Raw genomic sequence first — 15937 nt, forward strand, 5'->3', positions numbered from 1 at the left:
GGTAATGACTTACTGGGCCTGTTCACCCTGGCGGGCACTAATCTGGGTCAGGGCCTGCTCCAGTCCCTGACGGAACTGGTTGCGGGTGAGGGCGTCGATTTCCTGCCACTTTTCCCGGGGCGCGAAGTTCACCTGGGTTTCGGTGGTGACATCCCGGCCCTGCAAGGCTATCCAGCGCGGATCATAGCCGCGGCTCTGTTCGCTGTCCCATTTCAGCACCTGGGTCACGATGGAGCGCAGCCGAGTCGGGTTTTCCAGGGAGTGGGGGCCGATGCGCACACCAAACTGCTGGTTGAGCCGGGTAACGGCGGCGTGGGTGGTTTCATCCCCGGACTTGTTGGCGTCGCTGCGGGCACGCAGCTGGGCGGCGTAATACCAGAAGGTGCCCTGATCCTGATAGTCGTTGTCGAACATGATGGCCGACATCAGATACAGCACCGGCGGCGCATAGTCGTTGGGGCTTTGCAGTATCTTGTTGATGGTGTCGGCCTTGCCGTCGGCGATCTCGTCCATCGCTTCCCGGGAACGGCTGACATCGATCTGTGCAAACTCACCCTTGGGGGTGACCTGCTGTTCCTGTTCGGCCGCCTCCGTGGTCTTGGCGGTATCGGCGTCGGTGTCGGAGGCGGGCTTGCCGGCGCAGGCGGCCAGCAGGGCGCATAGCAGAAGCGGGCTGAGTTTCTTCATCATGCAATCTCTTGATAAGGGAATATGTCCAGCAAAGCGGGAAACGGAAAACAAGTCAAGGATGGGACTCATAACTGGCCCTTTGGTTCGCTCGAATGCGGCTGTTTTTGCCAGAACAGGCGAATGTCCTGCCGGTAGGAAGCGGGAATGCTGCGGGAGCACATCAACACCACGCCGTTGCCGCGGCGAATGCCGCGCACCGTGCCTTTGAGCGTGCGGGCGTCGTCGGCCACGCGCCGGCAGTGGCTCAGCAGCGCCTGGGGCGGTGCGCCCCGTTTCACCTGCAGGCGCATGCCGTGAATGGAAATACAGAAACTTTCCTGTCGCCGGCGCAGCAGATAAAGCAATACAAACAGCGCGGCAGAGGTTGCCGCTAGTATGCCAAACATGGTTTTCTTCCCTGAAAACGTTCAAAACAAAATGATGACATTTTAAGCGACAAAGGCAATAACCCCGAGTGCAAAAAATACGAATTGCCACCTTCAACATGGCCCTGGACCGGGCTTCGCCCGGCGCCCTGGCGGCGGAGATCGCCAGGGCCGGAAGCCCTCAGTTGCGCCACCTGGCCGCCATGGTACAGGGGGTCCGGCCCGATATTCTGCTGCTGAACGAGTTTGATCACGATGGCGAGGGCACCGACGACCGCCACCTGCAGGCCTTCGTGCGTCACTACCTGGCGGCGGGAGAGCGCGGCATTGACTACCCCTACCGCTATCTGGCACCGGTCAACACCGGCCTGGCCGGGCCGCGGGCACTCGACGGCGGCCCGGCGCCCGAGCTGCCTGGGGACGGCCTGGGTTTTGGCGCCTTTCACGGTCAGTACGGTTTTGCCATTTTGTCGCGTTTGCCGCTGTTAACCGACAAATTGCGTACCTTTCGCCGTTTTTTATGGACGAATATGCCCGGCGCTCGCCTGCCTCAAATCGACGGCCGACCCTTTTACCCAGCCTCGGTGCTGAATTTTCTGCCGCTGTCGTCAAAGAATCATGTGGATCTGCCGGTGTGCCTTCCCGGCGGCCGCGTGTTGCACCTGCTGGCCTGCCACCCGACACCCCCCATCGATGAGGGCCCGGAGCGACGCAACAGCTGCCGCAACCACGATGAGCTCAGGCTGTGGCACGACTATATTCGCCCGGGCAAGGGGGATTATCTGGTGGACGATCACGGTCGTGCCGGCGGCCTGGCACCCGGCGCCGATTTTGTGTTGTTGGGGGATCTGAATGCCGATCCGCAGGACGGCAACGGCTTTCGCGCAAAGATCCGCGCCCTGCTGGCGGATGCGGCGCTGAACCAGACGGTCAGCCGGGGCCGGCTACGGCCTGCCTCGGCGGGGGCGCGCCGGCTGCGCCCCGTTGATGTGCGTCGGGGGCCGGCCCGACTATGGACCCATGTGCACGGCCTGCGGCTGGACTATGTGCTGCCCGGGGCCGGAGTGGAAGCCAGTGCCAGCGGTGTGCTCTGGCCCGCTCCGGAGCAGGATGAGGCCGGTTGGTTCTGGCGGGGCAACGGGCGCCCGGCGCGCCGGGCCATGGGCTCGGATCACCGGCTGGTGTGGGTGGATATCGTACCGTGATGTGAGAATCTTCACGCTTTTACCGGGCTGGCAGGCAATAACGCGAGCGATATCAAACATTGAAAATGAAAGGCTGGGAACCGAGGCGTTTTGGCGATTAAATGCTGTTCGAGACCCTAGATTGCTTTCGAAGTTTCAGTTGTACGGGTTGGTGACCCGCACAATCCGCTGATATTCTTCATGTCAGGGCAGGCCGTTTGGCCTGCCCTTTTTTCTGTCCGTTTTTTACCCTTTCCGCCGCTCCGGTCACCTCTTTTCCCCTGAGAAAAATGTGTCATTTTTTTCACATTAGTGGAATAAGTGCATTTAAATTGCGTTTATTTATCACATTGTGAGAATCAAGATTTACTTAGCTCGCTTTTCGAGCGAAGGTCGCGCCCCCCAGGAGGACACATGCCGGAAAAAACATCATCCCAGGACAAGGTTTTCGCCCTGCTGTCGGCCCTGGCCGTGGCGCCCGAGCCGATCACGGCCCGCGAGCTGGCAGAGCAGACCGGTTTGCCGTTGTCGAGCACCTACCGCTATCTGGCGGCACTCAGCCGCTGGTCCATGGTGCAGGAGCGCCACAGCGGCCATTACGCCCCCGGGCCCATGGCGGTGCAGTTGGCGGCGGGCTTTGAGCAGCATAACAGCGTACTGACCTGGGCCCGGCCCCTGCTCAGCGAGCTGGCGGTGCGCACCGGCGAAAGTGCGGCGCTGATGATGGTGTCCGGCCGGCGCGCCTTGTGCGTGGAAATGATTGACAGCTCCCAGGCGCTGCGTTGCTGCTACCAGAAGGGGCAGTCCCAGCCGTTGTTGCGCGGCGCCAGCGCCAAGGTGTTGCTGGCCTTTGCCGACGAGGGCCTGCGTGAGGCGGCACTGGCCGGTCTGGCGCTCACGCCGCGCCAGGAGCTGGAATCCGAGCTGCGGCACATTCACGCCCAGGGCTATGCGGTGTCCGAAGGGGAGATGGATCCCAACATCTGGGGCGTCAGTGCCCCGGTGCTGAGCAGCCGGGAGCAACTGCTTGGCGGCATCAGCCTGATGGCGCCGGCGGAGCGAGTGGGTCCCGCCGCCGCCCAGTGGATTCGCTGGACCTGTGAGGCGGCCCAGCGTCTGGGCGCCATGAGTTATTGAACAAGAGTGCAGGAGTCAAGATGAAGCAAACCACCTACAAGATCGCCGACATGAATCTGTGGCAGGGCCGGGTTGACGCCGAAGAGGGCCCGCTGGCCCGGCGCTGGCACCAGCAGGTGCAGTCGCTGACCGGGCCGTCGGCGGCCGGGGTGGCGCTGCTTGGCTTTTGCAGCGACGCCGGCGTGCGCCGTAACCAGGGCAACCCCGGCGCCGCCATGGGACCCAAAGCGCTGCGCACCGCCGCCGCCAATCTGTCCTGGCACGGTGAGCTGCCGCTCTATGATGGTGGTGACGTGTTCTGCCACGAGGACGAGCTGGAACTGGCCCAGTCGCTCTATGCCGAACAGGTGGCCCGCCTGCTCAACAGCGGCCACCGAGTGATTGGCCTTGGGGGCGGGCACGAGATTGCCTTTGGCAGCTTTACCGGCCTGATGCGCCACCTGCAGGACAGGGGCAGTCTGCCCCGGGTCGGCATCATTAACTTTGATGCCCACCTGGATCTGCGTCGTTCCGCCCGGGCCAGCTCCGGCACGCCCTTTAACCAGTGTGCCCTGCTGTGCGAGCAGCTGGGCACGCCCTTTCATTACACCTGTATTGGCGTCAGCCGTTGCCACAACACGGCGGCGCTGTTTGACCGCGCCGAACAGCTGAACACCCGCATTGTGCTGGATGAGCAGCTGAACGGCTGGAACCCGGTGCCCTTGTTTGACGCACTGGATCAGGCGCTGGCCGAGGTGGATGTTATCTACCTGACCATTTGCCTGGACGTATTGCCCGCCAGCCTGGCCCCCGGCGTAAGCGCGCCGGCGGTGCGGGGCATGGACATGGGCCTGCTGGAAGCTGCGCTGGAGCGCATCAAGGCCAGCAACAAGGTGATGATGGCCGATATTGCCGAGCTCAATCCGGCACGGGATCACCATTCACTCACGGCCCGTGTGGCCGCGCGCCTGTTGGCCCGCCTGGCCGGCTGACAGGCCCCTCAAGCTGTATCTATAGGGAAGTTTTATGAACGTGATGACCTTTGACGTGATGACCACGACCACCCTGGCCGCGCTGCTGCTGATGCTGGGCATGTACCTGCAACGGCGCATTCCGGTGCTGCACCAGCTGTGTGTGCCGGCGCCGGTGATTGGCGGCTTTGGCTTTGCCGTGTTCGCCTGGCTGGCCCGGGACTGGGCCCAGGTGGAGTTTAAATTCGATCTGGCGCTGCAAAGCCCGCTGATGATCGCCTTTTTCGCCACTGTGGGCCTGGGCGGCAGCCTGGCACTGCTGAAAAAGGGCGGCAAGGTGCTGGGCGTGTACCTGGTGGCCTGCTGGCTGCTGGCGCTGATGCAGAACGGCATCGGCATCGGCATTGCTTCCGCTCTGGGTGAACACCCGCTGCTGGGCCTGATGGCCGGTGCGGTGTCGCTGGAAGGCGGCTTTGGCGCCGCTGCCGCCTTTGGTCCCGAGGCCGAGGCCCTGGGCGTGACCGGTGCCACCACCGCGGCGCTGGCGGCGGCCACCTTTGGCATGGTGGCCGGCGGCCTGCTGGGCGCCCCGGTGGCCCGGTTGCTGATCAAGCGCCACAACGTGGCCATTGAGGCCGAGCAGGTACACGAGCTGGAAAAGCTGAAAGAGTCGGAAAAGCCGAGCCGCGAACCGGTGACCGGCACCCTGCTGCTCAAGAGCGTGGCCGTGGTGCTGTGCACCATGGTGGCCGGCCTGTGGCTGAGCGGTAACCTGCGCGAGCACCTCGACATTATTCTGCCGTCTTACGTGGGCGCCATGTTTGTGGCCATCGTGATTCGCAACCTCAACGAAGTGGTGCGGGTGCTGCCGCTGTCCGACAGTGCCAACAACGTGGTGGGGGATTTCTGCCTCGGCATTTTCCTGACCATGGCGATGATGTCGCTGAAGTTGTGGCAGCTGGCGGATCTGGGCGGGTCACTGCTGGTCATTCTGGCGGTGCAGACCCTGGCCATTATTGTGCTGGCCTATTTTGTGATGTTCCGCCTGATGGGGGGCAACTACGACGCCGCCGTGCTTTGTGCCGGTTTTGTCGGCCATGGTCTGGGCGCCACCCCCAATGCCGTGGCCAACATGGGCGCGGTGTGCGACCGCTACCGAGTGTTCTCCCACAAGGCCTTTATCGTGGCGCCCTTGTGCGGAGCCGTGCTGATCGACATCGTGGCCATCCCCGCCATTACCTGGTGTCTGAACGTGTTCGGCTGAGCCTGACGGTCAGCCAGCAAAAAGGCCGACGCTTTCGTCGGCCTTTTTTTGTGGTATGTGCCGCCGGCATTTACTGCTGGCGCTGGCGCAGAAAGGCGGGAATATCGAGGCCTTCCGGCTCGGGCCCGTCCTGGCGCGTCGGCTGCGCCGGCTTGGGCGACTGCACCGGGGCGATGCTTTCCTTGGCCGGCTGAATGCCGGTGGCGATCATGGTGACCTGAATACTGTCGGTCAGCTCCGGATCCAGGGTGATGCCGGAGACCACGGTGGCGTCTTCGCCCACACACTCGGCCACCCGGTCGCCGATCTTCTGAAAATCGTCGAGGCCAATGTCGGCCGAGGCCACCACGTTGAGCAGCACGCCCCGGGCCCGGCCCAGCTCCACCTTTTCCAGCAGCGGGTTGTTCAGGGCCTGCAGGGTGGCTTCTTCCACCTTGTTTTCGCCCTTGGCCAGGCCGATGCCCATGACCGCCTTGCCCTGCTGGCTCATGATGGTGCGCACGTCGGCAAAGTCGATGTTGATAAGGCCGGTCTGGCCAATGATGTCGGCCAGGCCGCGCACCGCGTTCTGAATCACCTTGCTGCTTTCGGAAAAGGCCTTGAGCAGCGGGGTGCGTGCGCCCAGCACCTTGAGCAGGTAGTCGTTGGGCAGTACCAGCAGGGCGTCGGTGTGTTCGGCCAGGTTGTCGAGACCCTGTTCGGCCATCAGGGCGCGTTTTTTGCCCTCAAAGCCAAAGGGGCGGGTAACGATGGCCACCGTCATGATGTTCATCTCCCGGGCCAGCCGGGCCACCACGGGGGCCGCGCCGGTGCCGGTGCCGCCGCCCATGCCGGCGGTAATAAAGCACAGGTCGGCACCCTGCAGGCGGGCGCGAATGTCGGCCTCGCTCTCTTCGGCGGCACGTCGTCCCACTTCCGCCTCGGCGCCGGCGCCCAGGCCCCGGGTCAGTTCCCGGCCCAGCTGCAGGGTTTCCACCCGGCTTTGCTGCAGGGCCTTGGCGTCGGTGTTCATCGCCATGGTGCTGACATGGGACGGCAGGCTGTGGTCGGCCAGCAGGTTAACGGTGTTGCCACCGCAGCCACCCACACCCACCACGCTGATGCGAATGGTGTCGCAGTCGGGCTCGGCGGGTTCAAAAAGGATCTCGTTCATCCTGTACTCCGTGGAAAAACAAAAGGGCTGAACCAGTCAGCCCTTGCTATCAGTGTGAATACCGTTACTTGGCGGTTTTCAGGGATTCCGGTGCCAGTATCTCTACCTTGCCTGCCATGTCGGTGAGCCAGCGACGAAATTCGGGCGAATCTTTGACGTCGGTTTCCACCATCATGCTTTGCTTGTCGTAACGGGTCAATCGGGGATTGTGGCCCGGAATGGTGTCTTCCAGCAGCGACCGGCCCGGATTGGTAATGCGGCCCACAAAATGAATGGTATCCGCCTCTTCCTGATAGCCTTTTTCACGAATCAGCTTGTGTACGCTGAACTCCCGCGGCTGGGTCACCGGGCGGCTGCTCAGCTCCACGTCCTTGATGTGCTCAAAGGGAATGCCGTAAATCTTGGGATCCATGTCCGACACCGTGCACAGCAGCATGGGGCCATCCTTGCGGGTGACGATGCCGAGCGGGTTGACCTGCTCGTAGCGCAGCCAGACGGTGCGGCCCTTGATCACCCGTTTGATCTCGGCGCCAAACTTGCGGCCCCGCCACAGGGCGTCGCGAATGGTGGTGGCGCGGCGCATTTCCGGGCTGCCCGGGAATGGCTTGGGCAGTTGCACCACGTTTTCCATCCAGCGGCTGGCCAGCTCGCTCTGACTGTCGTTGATGACCTGGGTGGCCTTGTCGATGATCGGGTTGAGTTCGGTCAACACGCTGGCCGGCAGCAGGTCGGCGGCCTGGTCGTTCCAGGTTTTGAGCGCCATGGCCAGGCCCAGCGGCATAAAGTTGGCGAAGTCGTTCAAACCATTGCGTTCAAAACACCAGCCATGGGGTTTGCTGCGATCATCCGAAGTCAGATCAAACAAGCCCATGCCCGACATTTCTTCCAGATCCCGCTGCACGGTCCGCAGGCTGACCTGAATTCCTTCTTCTTCCAGTTTCTCTTGCAGCTGGCGCGCGGTCAGCTTGTATGGACGATAGGGAACACAGCGCGCCAGGGTCAGTTGTCTCAGCAGTTTCTTACTCATGGTTATGCCCTCTTGCTTGGGATGATTGTATCCTAGGCACAGGGTGTGACAAGTTTTGACGCAACCTTTTCGTGATGGAGTGTCGCCATTTTTCCACACATGGAGTTTTCGGGACTGTTTCTGACGTGATGACGGCCTTGTGGAAACGCTTGAAATGGCTCTATAACTTACTGAAATAACTGAACCTTTACGGAGTCGTCATGAGGTGTCTGACCGTCCTGATGGCGCTGTGGGCAAGCCTGGTGTGGGGCGTGCCGGTCGCGCCAACCCCCTTTGAAAAAAGCGAATTTATGGTGTTGCCCGACAGTCGCGACATTCGTCAGTACCTTGTGGCGTTGGCCGACGGCCATGAACAGGCTCGACTGGTGCCCCTGGGGGATTCCGCCGGCGGCCGGCCCATTGACGCCCTGCTGGTGTCGTCGTCGCCGGCCTTTTTGCAGGCGCAGCGGCCCGAGCCGGGCAAGGCCACGGTAATGGTGCTGGCGGCCCAGCACGGTAACGAGCCGGCGGGGGCGGAAGCGGTGCAGCAGCTGGCCCGGGAACTGCTGAGCGGTGAGCACGACGGGCTGCTGGCACGACTGAACCTGGTGCTGGTGGCCATGGCCAATCCGGACGGACGGGATCTGTCCCGCCGCCACAATGCCAACGATGACAACACCAATATCGATTATGTGGCTCTGGCCGCCGGCGAAACCCGCTTGCTGGTCAATGCCCTGCACCGTTTTGACCCGGATCTGGTTTATGACTCTCACGAGTCCGGCATTTGGAAGCGCCAGCTCACTCGGGAGCAGGGCTGGCTGACCGACGTGGAAACCCAGTTCGAAGTCGGCAACAACCCCAACATCGACGGCCCCCTGCGCGACTACACCGAGCACCACTTGCTGCCGGCGCTGATACGGCGGGTGACCCTGGAAGGGCTTGAAGCCGCGCCCTACCGGGGCGAGATCACGCGCCTGGGGCAGGGGGTGGCCCGGGGCGGACTGGGCATTACCAACCTGCGCAATTACGCCGCCCTGCAGGGGCGGGTATCTGTGCTGATCGAAAGCCGGCTGGATCACAAGGCCGGAAGTTATGCCACGCCGCGCAATATTGCCGAGCGGGTGCGCAAGCAGCACCTGGCCCTGCTGACCCTGTTGCGGCTGACCGCCGACGAGGCTTCACGACTGGTGCCCCTGACACGTCGGGCGCGCACCGGCTGGCGCTCGCAGGCCGAGAATGGCCGTACCCTGTGGATGGATATACGCTTTGAACGCAACCCCGAACAGCCTGAGCTGTGGTTGCCGCTGGTACGGATGACCGACGGCGAGCGCCGTTTTCATGCCTTTATCAATCAAAACCGCATCATGGCCGGCGAGCCGGTGACGCTGCCGCCGGCCTATGCGGTGACCCGGGAGCGGGAGCGCATGGCGCGCTGGCTGCATCATCACCATATTCGTTTCAGCACCCTGAGTGCGCCGCAAGTGGTGCGTGCCGAGCGCCTGCTCATCGAGGCGTTGCTGCCCCCCATCGAACGCCGAACCGGTGTGCGTGAAAAGTGGCGGGTACAGGTGGCTTCTCAAGCCGGATCGGTGAGGCTGGGGCCGGGGGATTTGCTGGTGCCCATGGATCAGCCCCTGGCGCCGCTGGCGGCGCTGATGCTGGATCCGCGCTCCGTCAACGCCCTGTATCAGGAAGCGGGCTGGAGCTGGCTGGCGCCGGGCGACTTTCCGGTGTTTCCGGTATGGCCCACGGCGCCCGACGTTAGAAAATAAGGATAACGTCGGGCGCGGGGTATTACAGTGCCAGCCAGGACAGGGGTGACTTACTCACGGCGACGCCGTAGATATAGGCAAAGATGGCGATGGAAGCCAGCGCCGCCGCCAGCCGTTGCTGCCGGGTCTTGCCGCGTTTAATGGCGATGGTGCTGACCACAATATACAGCACCAGGCCCACCACCTTGGCGGTCAGCCAGGGGCTGTTGCCAAAGGGCGCCTGATTGATCTGCACCGCCAGCCAGATGCCGCACAGCAGCAGCAGGGTGTCGACGATATGGGGCAGAATCTTCAGCAGCTTGTTGCTGACCCGAGCCGGGGACGGCACGGCCAGCCAGGCCCGCAGCATAAACAGCACAATGCTGATAAGGGCGAACATCATGTGCGCGTGCTTGACGGCAAGATAGGACATGGTGACTCCAGAGTTATGTTGTTATCAGGGCGGCTAGCATAACCGTTTGGCGCCGGCCTGAATACCAAGGGCCGGGACGCTGCCGGCGTGATTTGGTAGTCTGGAGTGATTGCACAATATGGTTGCGCGACCAGGAGAAATCATGATGAAAAACAGCCTGCTGAGTCTGACCCTGCTGCTGGCCACCCCGGTCATGGCAGTTACCGGCCCGGTGACCGTGTACAAGTCGCCCACCTGCGGTTGCTGCGAAGGCTGGGTGGAGCACATGCGCGAGGCCGGCTTTGAGGTCAACAGCATTGACACCGAGCACATGGGAGCCGTCAAGGTGCGGGCCGGGGTCAAACAGGAACTGGCGTCCTGCCATACCGCCCATGTGGGTGGCTATGTCATCGAGGGCCATGTGCCGGCGGCGGATGTGAAACGGCTGCTGCAACAACGCCCCGAGGTGCATGGCCTGACCATTCCCGGCATGCCCCAGAGTGCGCCGGGCATGGACATTCCCGGCTCCCCCTACGAGGTGCTGAGCATTGACCGTCAGGGCGAGACCGCGGTATTCAGTCGTTATCCAGGATAACGTCGTCCGGCTCAAAGGCGATAAAGCGCCGGCCCTGGATCACCAGGGTACCGGTGCTGTCGGGCTCAAGCCGCTCATAGAGGTGCTCGCTAACCTGAAACTCCCGCTCCCGGCCGCCACTCTGGGGTCGAAAACTGACATAGTAATTCACCCGGGGCGGCGGCATCTCGGTGTCTTCCTGGCGGGTGCGGCCCATGAATTCCCGCATCTGTTTGCCGGTGATCACTACCTTGAGGCTGTGTTGAGGCTGAATATGGTCGTAGAAACGCCGGTACAGCTGCCGGCCAATCACCACGAAGGCGATGATGATAATGGCCCAGAGCACAAAGGTGTCCATGATGGCTTCCTCCCTGTCACTGGCTTCAGCTTAAAACCTGTGCCAAGCGGCGCAAGTGGATTTTTGCCATGAGGGGCATTGTTTGCGGCTTGATGGCCGCCCTGTTGCTCTGGCCGGTGTCAGGGGGCGCGCAGGTGCTGCCGTCCTGGCTGGAGCTGAGTGCCCGCTTGGAGCGGGCTCATGTGCCCGCCTGTCCGCGGGAGCGGGCACAGGGCTTTGAACTGCACTGGCGCGACGGCGGCATTTCCGGCCGGCTGGCGCGGCTCAGTCTGGATCTCACCTGTTCCCGCAGTGGTAATCAGGGCACGGAAGGGGAGCGGGATGCCCTGTCGTTGCTGCTGACCCTGCCGCCGGTCGATTTTGCCATTGAACGTCTGGTGCTGTACCTGCCTCAGGGCGAGCTGACCGGGCCGGCCCGGTTGCGCCGCGATGAGGCCGGCATGTTCATTGACTGGCAGACCGGCGGCGGTGAGCTGACCCTGTTGCTGACGCCCCGGGATGGCGGCTGGCGCTGGCGGGGCACCCTGCCGGGTTCGCTGCTGTTGCCGGCCCTGACCGGGCTGGTGGCCATGGAAGGCGAGTGGAAGCCCGGGCAGGACCTGCAACTGAACGCGAGCACGGCGCTGCCGGCGCCGTTCGCGGGCCAACTGCGACTGCGGGGGCGGCTGGCGCAGGGTGAGCAGGGCTGGTACTGGCAGCCCGCTTCCCGCCTGAGCCTGTCGAAGCTGTCCTGGCCTCAAGGGCGGCTGCGCGACCTGAGCCTGCGTCCGACTCGGGCCCTTCCCCTGACTGGCGTTGGCCACTGGACCCTGAGCTGGCGAGACGGCCGTTGGCAGCAGCAAGGCCTTCCCGGTGGCCGGCTGGAGCTGAGCCTGACCGATCATCAACAAGGTGAGCTGACCTTGCGGCTGAACCCGCAAGTGAAAGTAAGCGGTTACTGGCGGCGTCAGGGCGGCCTGGCCCTGCAGTTGCCCGAACAGTCACTGCCGCTGGCGGCGGTGACCGGCTGGCTGCAGGGCTGGCTGAACCTGCCGGTGGCCACAGTCAGCGGCGGTGAACTGACGTTGTCGGGCCGGGCCGGCAACCTGCTGGATGCCACTCGGCCGGTGACCCTGGATCTGGCCCTGAGTGACGGTGATCTGGGGCTGGGCGAGGTGCGGGCGCAGGGCGTGACCGGACAACTGGGTCTGGGGTGGCGGCGCCAGGGGTTGGTGTTGAGTCCGGGCAGTGGCCTGACCATCGGTGAGCTCAACACCGGGGTGCCGGTCACGAATATTCACGCCGCCCTGGACTGGCGCAACAATGCGTTCTGGCTGGCGGGACTCACCGGGCGTGTATTGGACGGGCGGCTGGCGTTGTCTCCGATGAAACTGGGAGCACACTCCCGGGGTGAGCTGCATTTGCAGGACATCTCCCTGGCGCAGTTGCTGAGCCTGGCGGCGCTGCCGGGACTGACCGGCGACGGCGACCTGCATGGCCGGCTGCCCTTTGTGTTTGACGGCCGTTTCAGCGTGGAGAATGGCCGGTTGTGGGGCGATGACGGCTGGGTGTCCTACCAGGCCGCCGACACCCTGCTTGGTGCCGCCGAGGACAACCTGTCCCTCGCCCTGACCCTGGGTATGCTCAAGGATTTGCGTTACCACCGGCTGGAGGCCGAACTGGCCATGACCCCGAAGGGGGATGCGGTTATCGTGAGCCGGTTGCGGGGCCAGGCGCCGGTGGGCGAGCGCCTGCACCCGGTCAACTTCAATTACCGGCACGAGGAAAACCTGTTACAGTTGCTGACGAGCCTGCGTTTTGCCGAGCAACTGAGCGAGCGGCTGCCGGCCGGGCTGCAAGGGGGAAGCAACGAATGAGAGTAGCAATCCTGGTGTTCTGGAGCCTGTGGCTGGCGGCCTGCACTCCCAGGGTGGAGGTCGTGGTACCCGACAAGCCGATCACGGTGAACCTGAACGTCAAGGTGGATCACGAGATTCGCGTGCGGGTGGACCGGGAGCTGGAAAAACTGTTTGAGCAAGAGCAGGAGCTGTTCTGAGGAGGTTGATATGCGATGGTTGGCTATGATTTTGGCGGCAACCCTGAGCCTGTCGGCCTGGGCGCTGGATCTGCAGCAGGCCAAACGGCAGGGACTTATCGGTGAACAACTCAACGGCCTGGTGGGCGTGGTGCAGGGCGGCGGCCAGGTTAACGCCGTTGCCAGCGACATTAACCGCAAGCGGCTGGAAAGCTACCGGGACATCGCCCGCAAGACCGGCACCAGCCTGGCGGTGGTGCAGGCCCGCGCCGGCCAGCTCAATATTGAGCGTACCCCCAGCGGCCAGTATGTGCAGCTGGCCGATGGTCGCTGGCAACGTAAGTGATCACTTCCCCTGAAAAAGCCGCATAACGCGGCTTCATTTGAATTTCCTTTCCGTTTTATTTGGCATTTTTCACCGGTTTTTCTGGCTGGCGGCGTATTCTGTAGATATGATTTGGTCGTTTTTTGTGCGGACCGAAAAGGAGTGACGTGTGCGTAATAGGGTAAGGCTTTGCCTGATGTTAGCATGGGTGGCGTGTGCCAAACCCTATGCCAAAGGAACCGACGTGGAAGTGAAACCGCCAGTCGCCAAAAAAATTCCCCACCTGCTCAGCAACCACGACGACGTGCGCGTGGACAACTATCACTGGATGCGCGACGACGAGCGTGATGATCCCGAAGTGATTGCCTATCTGGAGCAGGAAAATCAGTACAGTGAGCAAGTGCTCACGCCGCTGGATGAGCTGCAGGAAAAACTGTTTCAGGAAATGGTGGCGCGTATTCGCCAGGACGACAACAGCGTGCCTTACCTGAAGCAGGGCTGGTGGTACCGCACCCGTTATCAGCAAGGCCAGGAGTACGGCATTGCCGAGCGTTACCCCGAGAGCAACCCGGAGCGAGTGGAAGTGTTGCTCGACGGCAACCAGCGGGCCGAAGGCCAGGCCTATTACGGCCAGGGCCAGATGGCGGTCAGCCCGGATCAGCAAACCCTGGCGTTTTCGGAAGACTTTTTGTCCCGGCGCCAGTATCAGATCCGCTTCAAGTCGCTGGAAACCGGTGAACTTTACCCCGAAGTGCTGGAAAACACCTCCGGCAACCTGGTGTGGGCCAAAGACGGCAAAACCCTGTTTTACGTGAAACAGGACGACAGTACCCTGTTGCCGTTTCAGGTGTACCGCCACCGGCTTGGCACCGCGCAGAGTGAAGACGTGCTGGTGCACGAAGAAGCGGACAGCAGCTTCTACACCAGCCTTTACAAGAGCCGCTCCGGCGAGGTGATTTTCATCGGCGCCTGGAATACCGACGCCAGCGAAGTGCGCATGATCCCTGCCGACCAGCCCGACGCCGAGCCCGAGCTGTTTATGGCCCGCCAGCACGGCCACGAGTACGATCTGGAGCATTATCAGGGGCGGCTTTACGTACGTTCCAACAAGGACGGTGCCAACTTTGGCCTCTATGTGACCGACAAGGCCAATGCCCCCGAGCAGTGGCAGCCGGTCATTCCCGCCCGGGATGACGTGCTGCTGGAAGGCTATGCCCTGTTTCGCGACTGGTTGGTGCTGGAAGAGCGCCGCGAAGGCCTGCTGCACCTGCGTCAGATTAACCGCAACGACGGCAGCGAGCGCCAGATCCAGTTTGACGATCCGGCCTATGTGAGCTGGATGGGTACTAACCCCGAGGCCGACACCCCCTGGCTGCGCTACGGCTATTCCTCCATGACCCGACCGGTCACCATCTATGAAGTGAACATGGATACCCAGGAGCGGCGCGAGCTCAAGCAGCAGTATGTGGGTGAGCATTTCAATGCCGACGACTACCGCAGCGAACGGGTCTGGGTGACCGCCCGGGACGGCGCCAAAGTGCCGGTGTCGCTGGTGTACCGGGCCGACAAGTTTCAGCACGACGGCAGCAACCCGCTGCTGGTGTATGCCTACGGCTCCTACGGCGCCAGCATGGATCCGGACTTCAGCAGCGCGCGCCTGAGCCTGCTTGACCGGGGTTTTGTCTATGCCATTGCCCATGTGCGTGGCGGCGAGGAGTTGGGCCGGGACTGGTACGATCAGGGGCGGCTGATGAGCAAGCAGAACACCTTTCACGACTTTATCGACGTGACCCAATCCCTGGTACAACAGGGGTATGGCGACAAGGACAGGGTGTTTGCCTCGGGCGGCAGCGCCGGTGGCCTGCTGGTGGGCGCCGTGGTCAACATGGCTCCCGAGCTGTACAAGGGCGTGGTGGCGGCGGTGCCTTTTGTGGACGTGGTTACCACCATGCTGGATGAGTCGATTCCGCTCACTACCGGCGAATACGGCGAGTGGGGCAACCCCAACGACGCCGACTATTACCACTACATGAAGTCGTACAGCCCTTACGATCAGGTGCAGCCTCAGGCCTATCCCAACATGCTGGTGACCACCGGCCTGCACGACTCCCAGGTGCAGTACTGGGAGCCGGCCAAATGGGTGGCCAAGCTGCGCGAGATGAAGACCGACGACAACCTGCTGTTGCTGCACTGCGACATGGACAGCGGTCACGGCGGCAAGTCCGGCCGCTTTGAGTCTTATCACGAGCTGGCCCGGGAATACGCCTTTCTGCTGGCGCTGGCCGATGAAGAGCAGGGCAGTCACCTGGCCGCCGGCCTGCATGCCCCGGACGACGAAGTCACGCGCTGATTTACCTGCAAGAGAAAAACACAAAGGGCCGCATAGCGGCCCTTTTGCTTTTTAGTACACGGTTTGGCCGTGCAATACCGTCGGCCAAAGCACACTACTTCGCCGACACGCCGTGAATACATCCATGTAGGCTTCACTGCGCCATCCTTGGCGCAGAGAGTGCGGCAAAGCAGATACCCTTTGTCCTCCTTGTTCGGCACCGAGTTGCCAGACGCTGTTTAACATGCGGCGCTTATATTAAGCGGAGCAACAGCAGGGATTGCCGTAACCGACCGTCAAATGCCATGGCCGAATAATTGCTCCTGCATTTTCGGCATTCCCGCCATCCATGGCGGTCAGATACATTTTCCGAGCGTCCATGGGGGCGAGCTTGCTCGCCGTGACGAACGATAAAAGCCTGATCG

General features: G+C 62.6%; 16 protein-coding genes. 10 read left to right on the forward strand and 6 right to left on the reverse strand.

The annotated features are described in order from the left end of the window. Positions 1-9: 9 nt before the first annotated feature. A complete protein-coding gene (locus tag OJHNALOF_RS01750) occupies positions 10-690 on the reverse strand; it encodes a hypothetical protein (RefSeq protein ID WP_240919614.1) in 681 nt (226 codons plus the stop codon). Positions 691-755: 65 nt separating this feature from the next. Next, positions 756-1076, reverse strand: coding sequence for a DUF3634 family protein (locus OJHNALOF_RS01755; protein WP_094201239.1), 321 nt, complete (start codon positions 1074-1076; stop codon positions 756-758). A 68-nt stretch (positions 1077-1144) separates the two neighbouring features. Between OJHNALOF_RS01755 and OJHNALOF_RS01760 the strand changes: the two genes are divergently transcribed. The 4 genes from OJHNALOF_RS01760 (at position 1145) to gltS (ending at position 5590) form a co-directional block, all read left to right on the forward strand. Then, positions 1145-2260 (forward strand): endonuclease/exonuclease/phosphatase family protein, encoded by a 1116-nt coding sequence (locus tag OJHNALOF_RS01760; protein WP_165660977.1) that lies wholly within the window; start codon positions 1145-1147, stop codon positions 2258-2260. A gap of 393 nt (positions 2261-2653) precedes the next feature. Beyond that, positions 2654-3376, forward strand: coding sequence for an IclR family transcriptional regulator (locus OJHNALOF_RS01765; protein WP_165660978.1), 723 nt, complete (start codon positions 2654-2656; stop codon positions 3374-3376). 20 nt (positions 3377-3396) lie between these two features. Beyond that, a complete protein-coding gene (gene hutG, locus OJHNALOF_RS01770) occupies positions 3397-4347 on the forward strand; it encodes a formimidoylglutamase (protein WP_165660979.1) in 951 nt (316 codons plus the stop codon). A gap of 34 nt (positions 4348-4381) precedes the next feature. Continuing rightward, the gene (gltS, locus tag OJHNALOF_RS01775; protein ID WP_094201235.1) at positions 4382-5590 is read left to right on the forward strand and encodes a sodium/glutamate symporter; all 1209 of its coding nucleotides are present in this window, start codon (positions 4382-4384) and stop codon (positions 5588-5590) included. 70 nt (positions 5591-5660) lie between these two features. On the opposite strand, the gene ftsZ is transcribed toward gltS, so the two are convergent. Both ftsZ and OJHNALOF_RS01785 read right to left on the reverse strand, forming a co-directional pair. Next, a complete protein-coding gene (ftsZ, locus tag OJHNALOF_RS01780) occupies positions 5661-6743 on the reverse strand; it encodes a cell division protein FtsZ (RefSeq protein WP_165660980.1) in 1083 nt (360 codons plus the stop codon). Positions 6744-6807: 64 nt separating this feature from the next. Beyond that, positions 6808-7770, reverse strand: a complete 963-nt coding sequence (locus OJHNALOF_RS01785; protein ID WP_094201233.1) for a YafY family protein — start codon at positions 7768-7770, stop codon at positions 6808-6810. 200 nt (positions 7771-7970) lie between these two features. Between OJHNALOF_RS01785 and OJHNALOF_RS01790 the strand changes: the two genes are divergently transcribed. Continuing rightward, the gene (locus OJHNALOF_RS01790) at positions 7971-9521 is read left to right on the forward strand and encodes a M14 family zinc carboxypeptidase (protein WP_240919615.1); all 1551 of its coding nucleotides are present in this window, start codon (positions 7971-7973) and stop codon (positions 9519-9521) included. A 22-nt stretch (positions 9522-9543) separates the two neighbouring features. Here OJHNALOF_RS01790 and OJHNALOF_RS01795 read toward each other — a convergent pair whose 3' ends face one another. Beyond that, on the reverse strand, positions 9544-9933 hold the full coding sequence (locus OJHNALOF_RS01795) for a SirB2 family protein (protein WP_165660981.1): 390 nt from the start codon (positions 9931-9933) through the stop codon (positions 9544-9546). A 142-nt stretch (positions 9934-10075) separates the two neighbouring features. Here OJHNALOF_RS01795 and OJHNALOF_RS01800 point away from each other — a divergent pair, with 142 nt between their 5' ends. After that, on the forward strand, positions 10076-10507 hold the full coding sequence (locus OJHNALOF_RS01800; RefSeq protein WP_370462286.1) for a DUF411 domain-containing protein: 432 nt from the start codon (positions 10076-10078) through the stop codon (positions 10505-10507). On the opposite strand, the gene OJHNALOF_RS01805 is transcribed toward OJHNALOF_RS01800, so the two are convergent. Next, positions 10488-10844: a DUF2500 domain-containing protein gene (locus tag OJHNALOF_RS01805; protein ID WP_165660982.1), complete on the reverse strand. Its 357-nt coding sequence runs from the start codon at positions 10842-10844 to the stop codon at positions 10488-10490. The two genes, OJHNALOF_RS01800 and OJHNALOF_RS01805, sit on opposite strands and share 20 nt — an antisense overlap. Before the next feature lie 68 nt (positions 10845-10912). Here OJHNALOF_RS01805 and OJHNALOF_RS01810 point away from each other — a divergent pair, with 68 nt between their 5' ends. The 4 genes from OJHNALOF_RS01810 (at position 10913) to OJHNALOF_RS01825 (ending at position 15533) form a co-directional block, all read left to right on the forward strand. Then, complete coding sequence (locus OJHNALOF_RS01810; RefSeq protein WP_206063527.1) at positions 10913-12700, forward strand: YdbH domain-containing protein; 1788 nt, start codon at positions 10913-10915, stop codon at positions 12698-12700. After that, positions 12697-12879 (forward strand): YnbE family lipoprotein, encoded by a 183-nt coding sequence (locus OJHNALOF_RS01815; RefSeq protein ID WP_094201229.1) that lies wholly within the window; start codon positions 12697-12699, stop codon positions 12877-12879. Before OJHNALOF_RS01810 ends, OJHNALOF_RS01815 begins: the two co-directional genes overlap by 4 nt. Positions 12880-12889: 10 nt before the next feature. Then, positions 12890-13204, forward strand: a complete 315-nt coding sequence (locus OJHNALOF_RS01820) for a YdbL family protein (protein WP_240919616.1) — start codon at positions 12890-12892, stop codon at positions 13202-13204. Positions 13205-13379: 175 nt separating this feature from the next. Beyond that, the gene (locus OJHNALOF_RS01825; protein ID WP_206063528.1) at positions 13380-15533 is read left to right on the forward strand and encodes a S9 family peptidase; all 2154 of its coding nucleotides are present in this window, start codon (positions 13380-13382) and stop codon (positions 15531-15533) included. The last annotated feature ends 404 nt before the right edge of the window (positions 15534-15937 follow it).

Origin of the sequence: Oceanimonas sp. MB9 (genome assembly GCF_011319775.1) — a bacterium.
Taxonomy (GTDB): Bacteria; Pseudomonadota; Gammaproteobacteria; order Enterobacterales; family Aeromonadaceae; genus Oceanimonas; species Oceanimonas doudoroffii.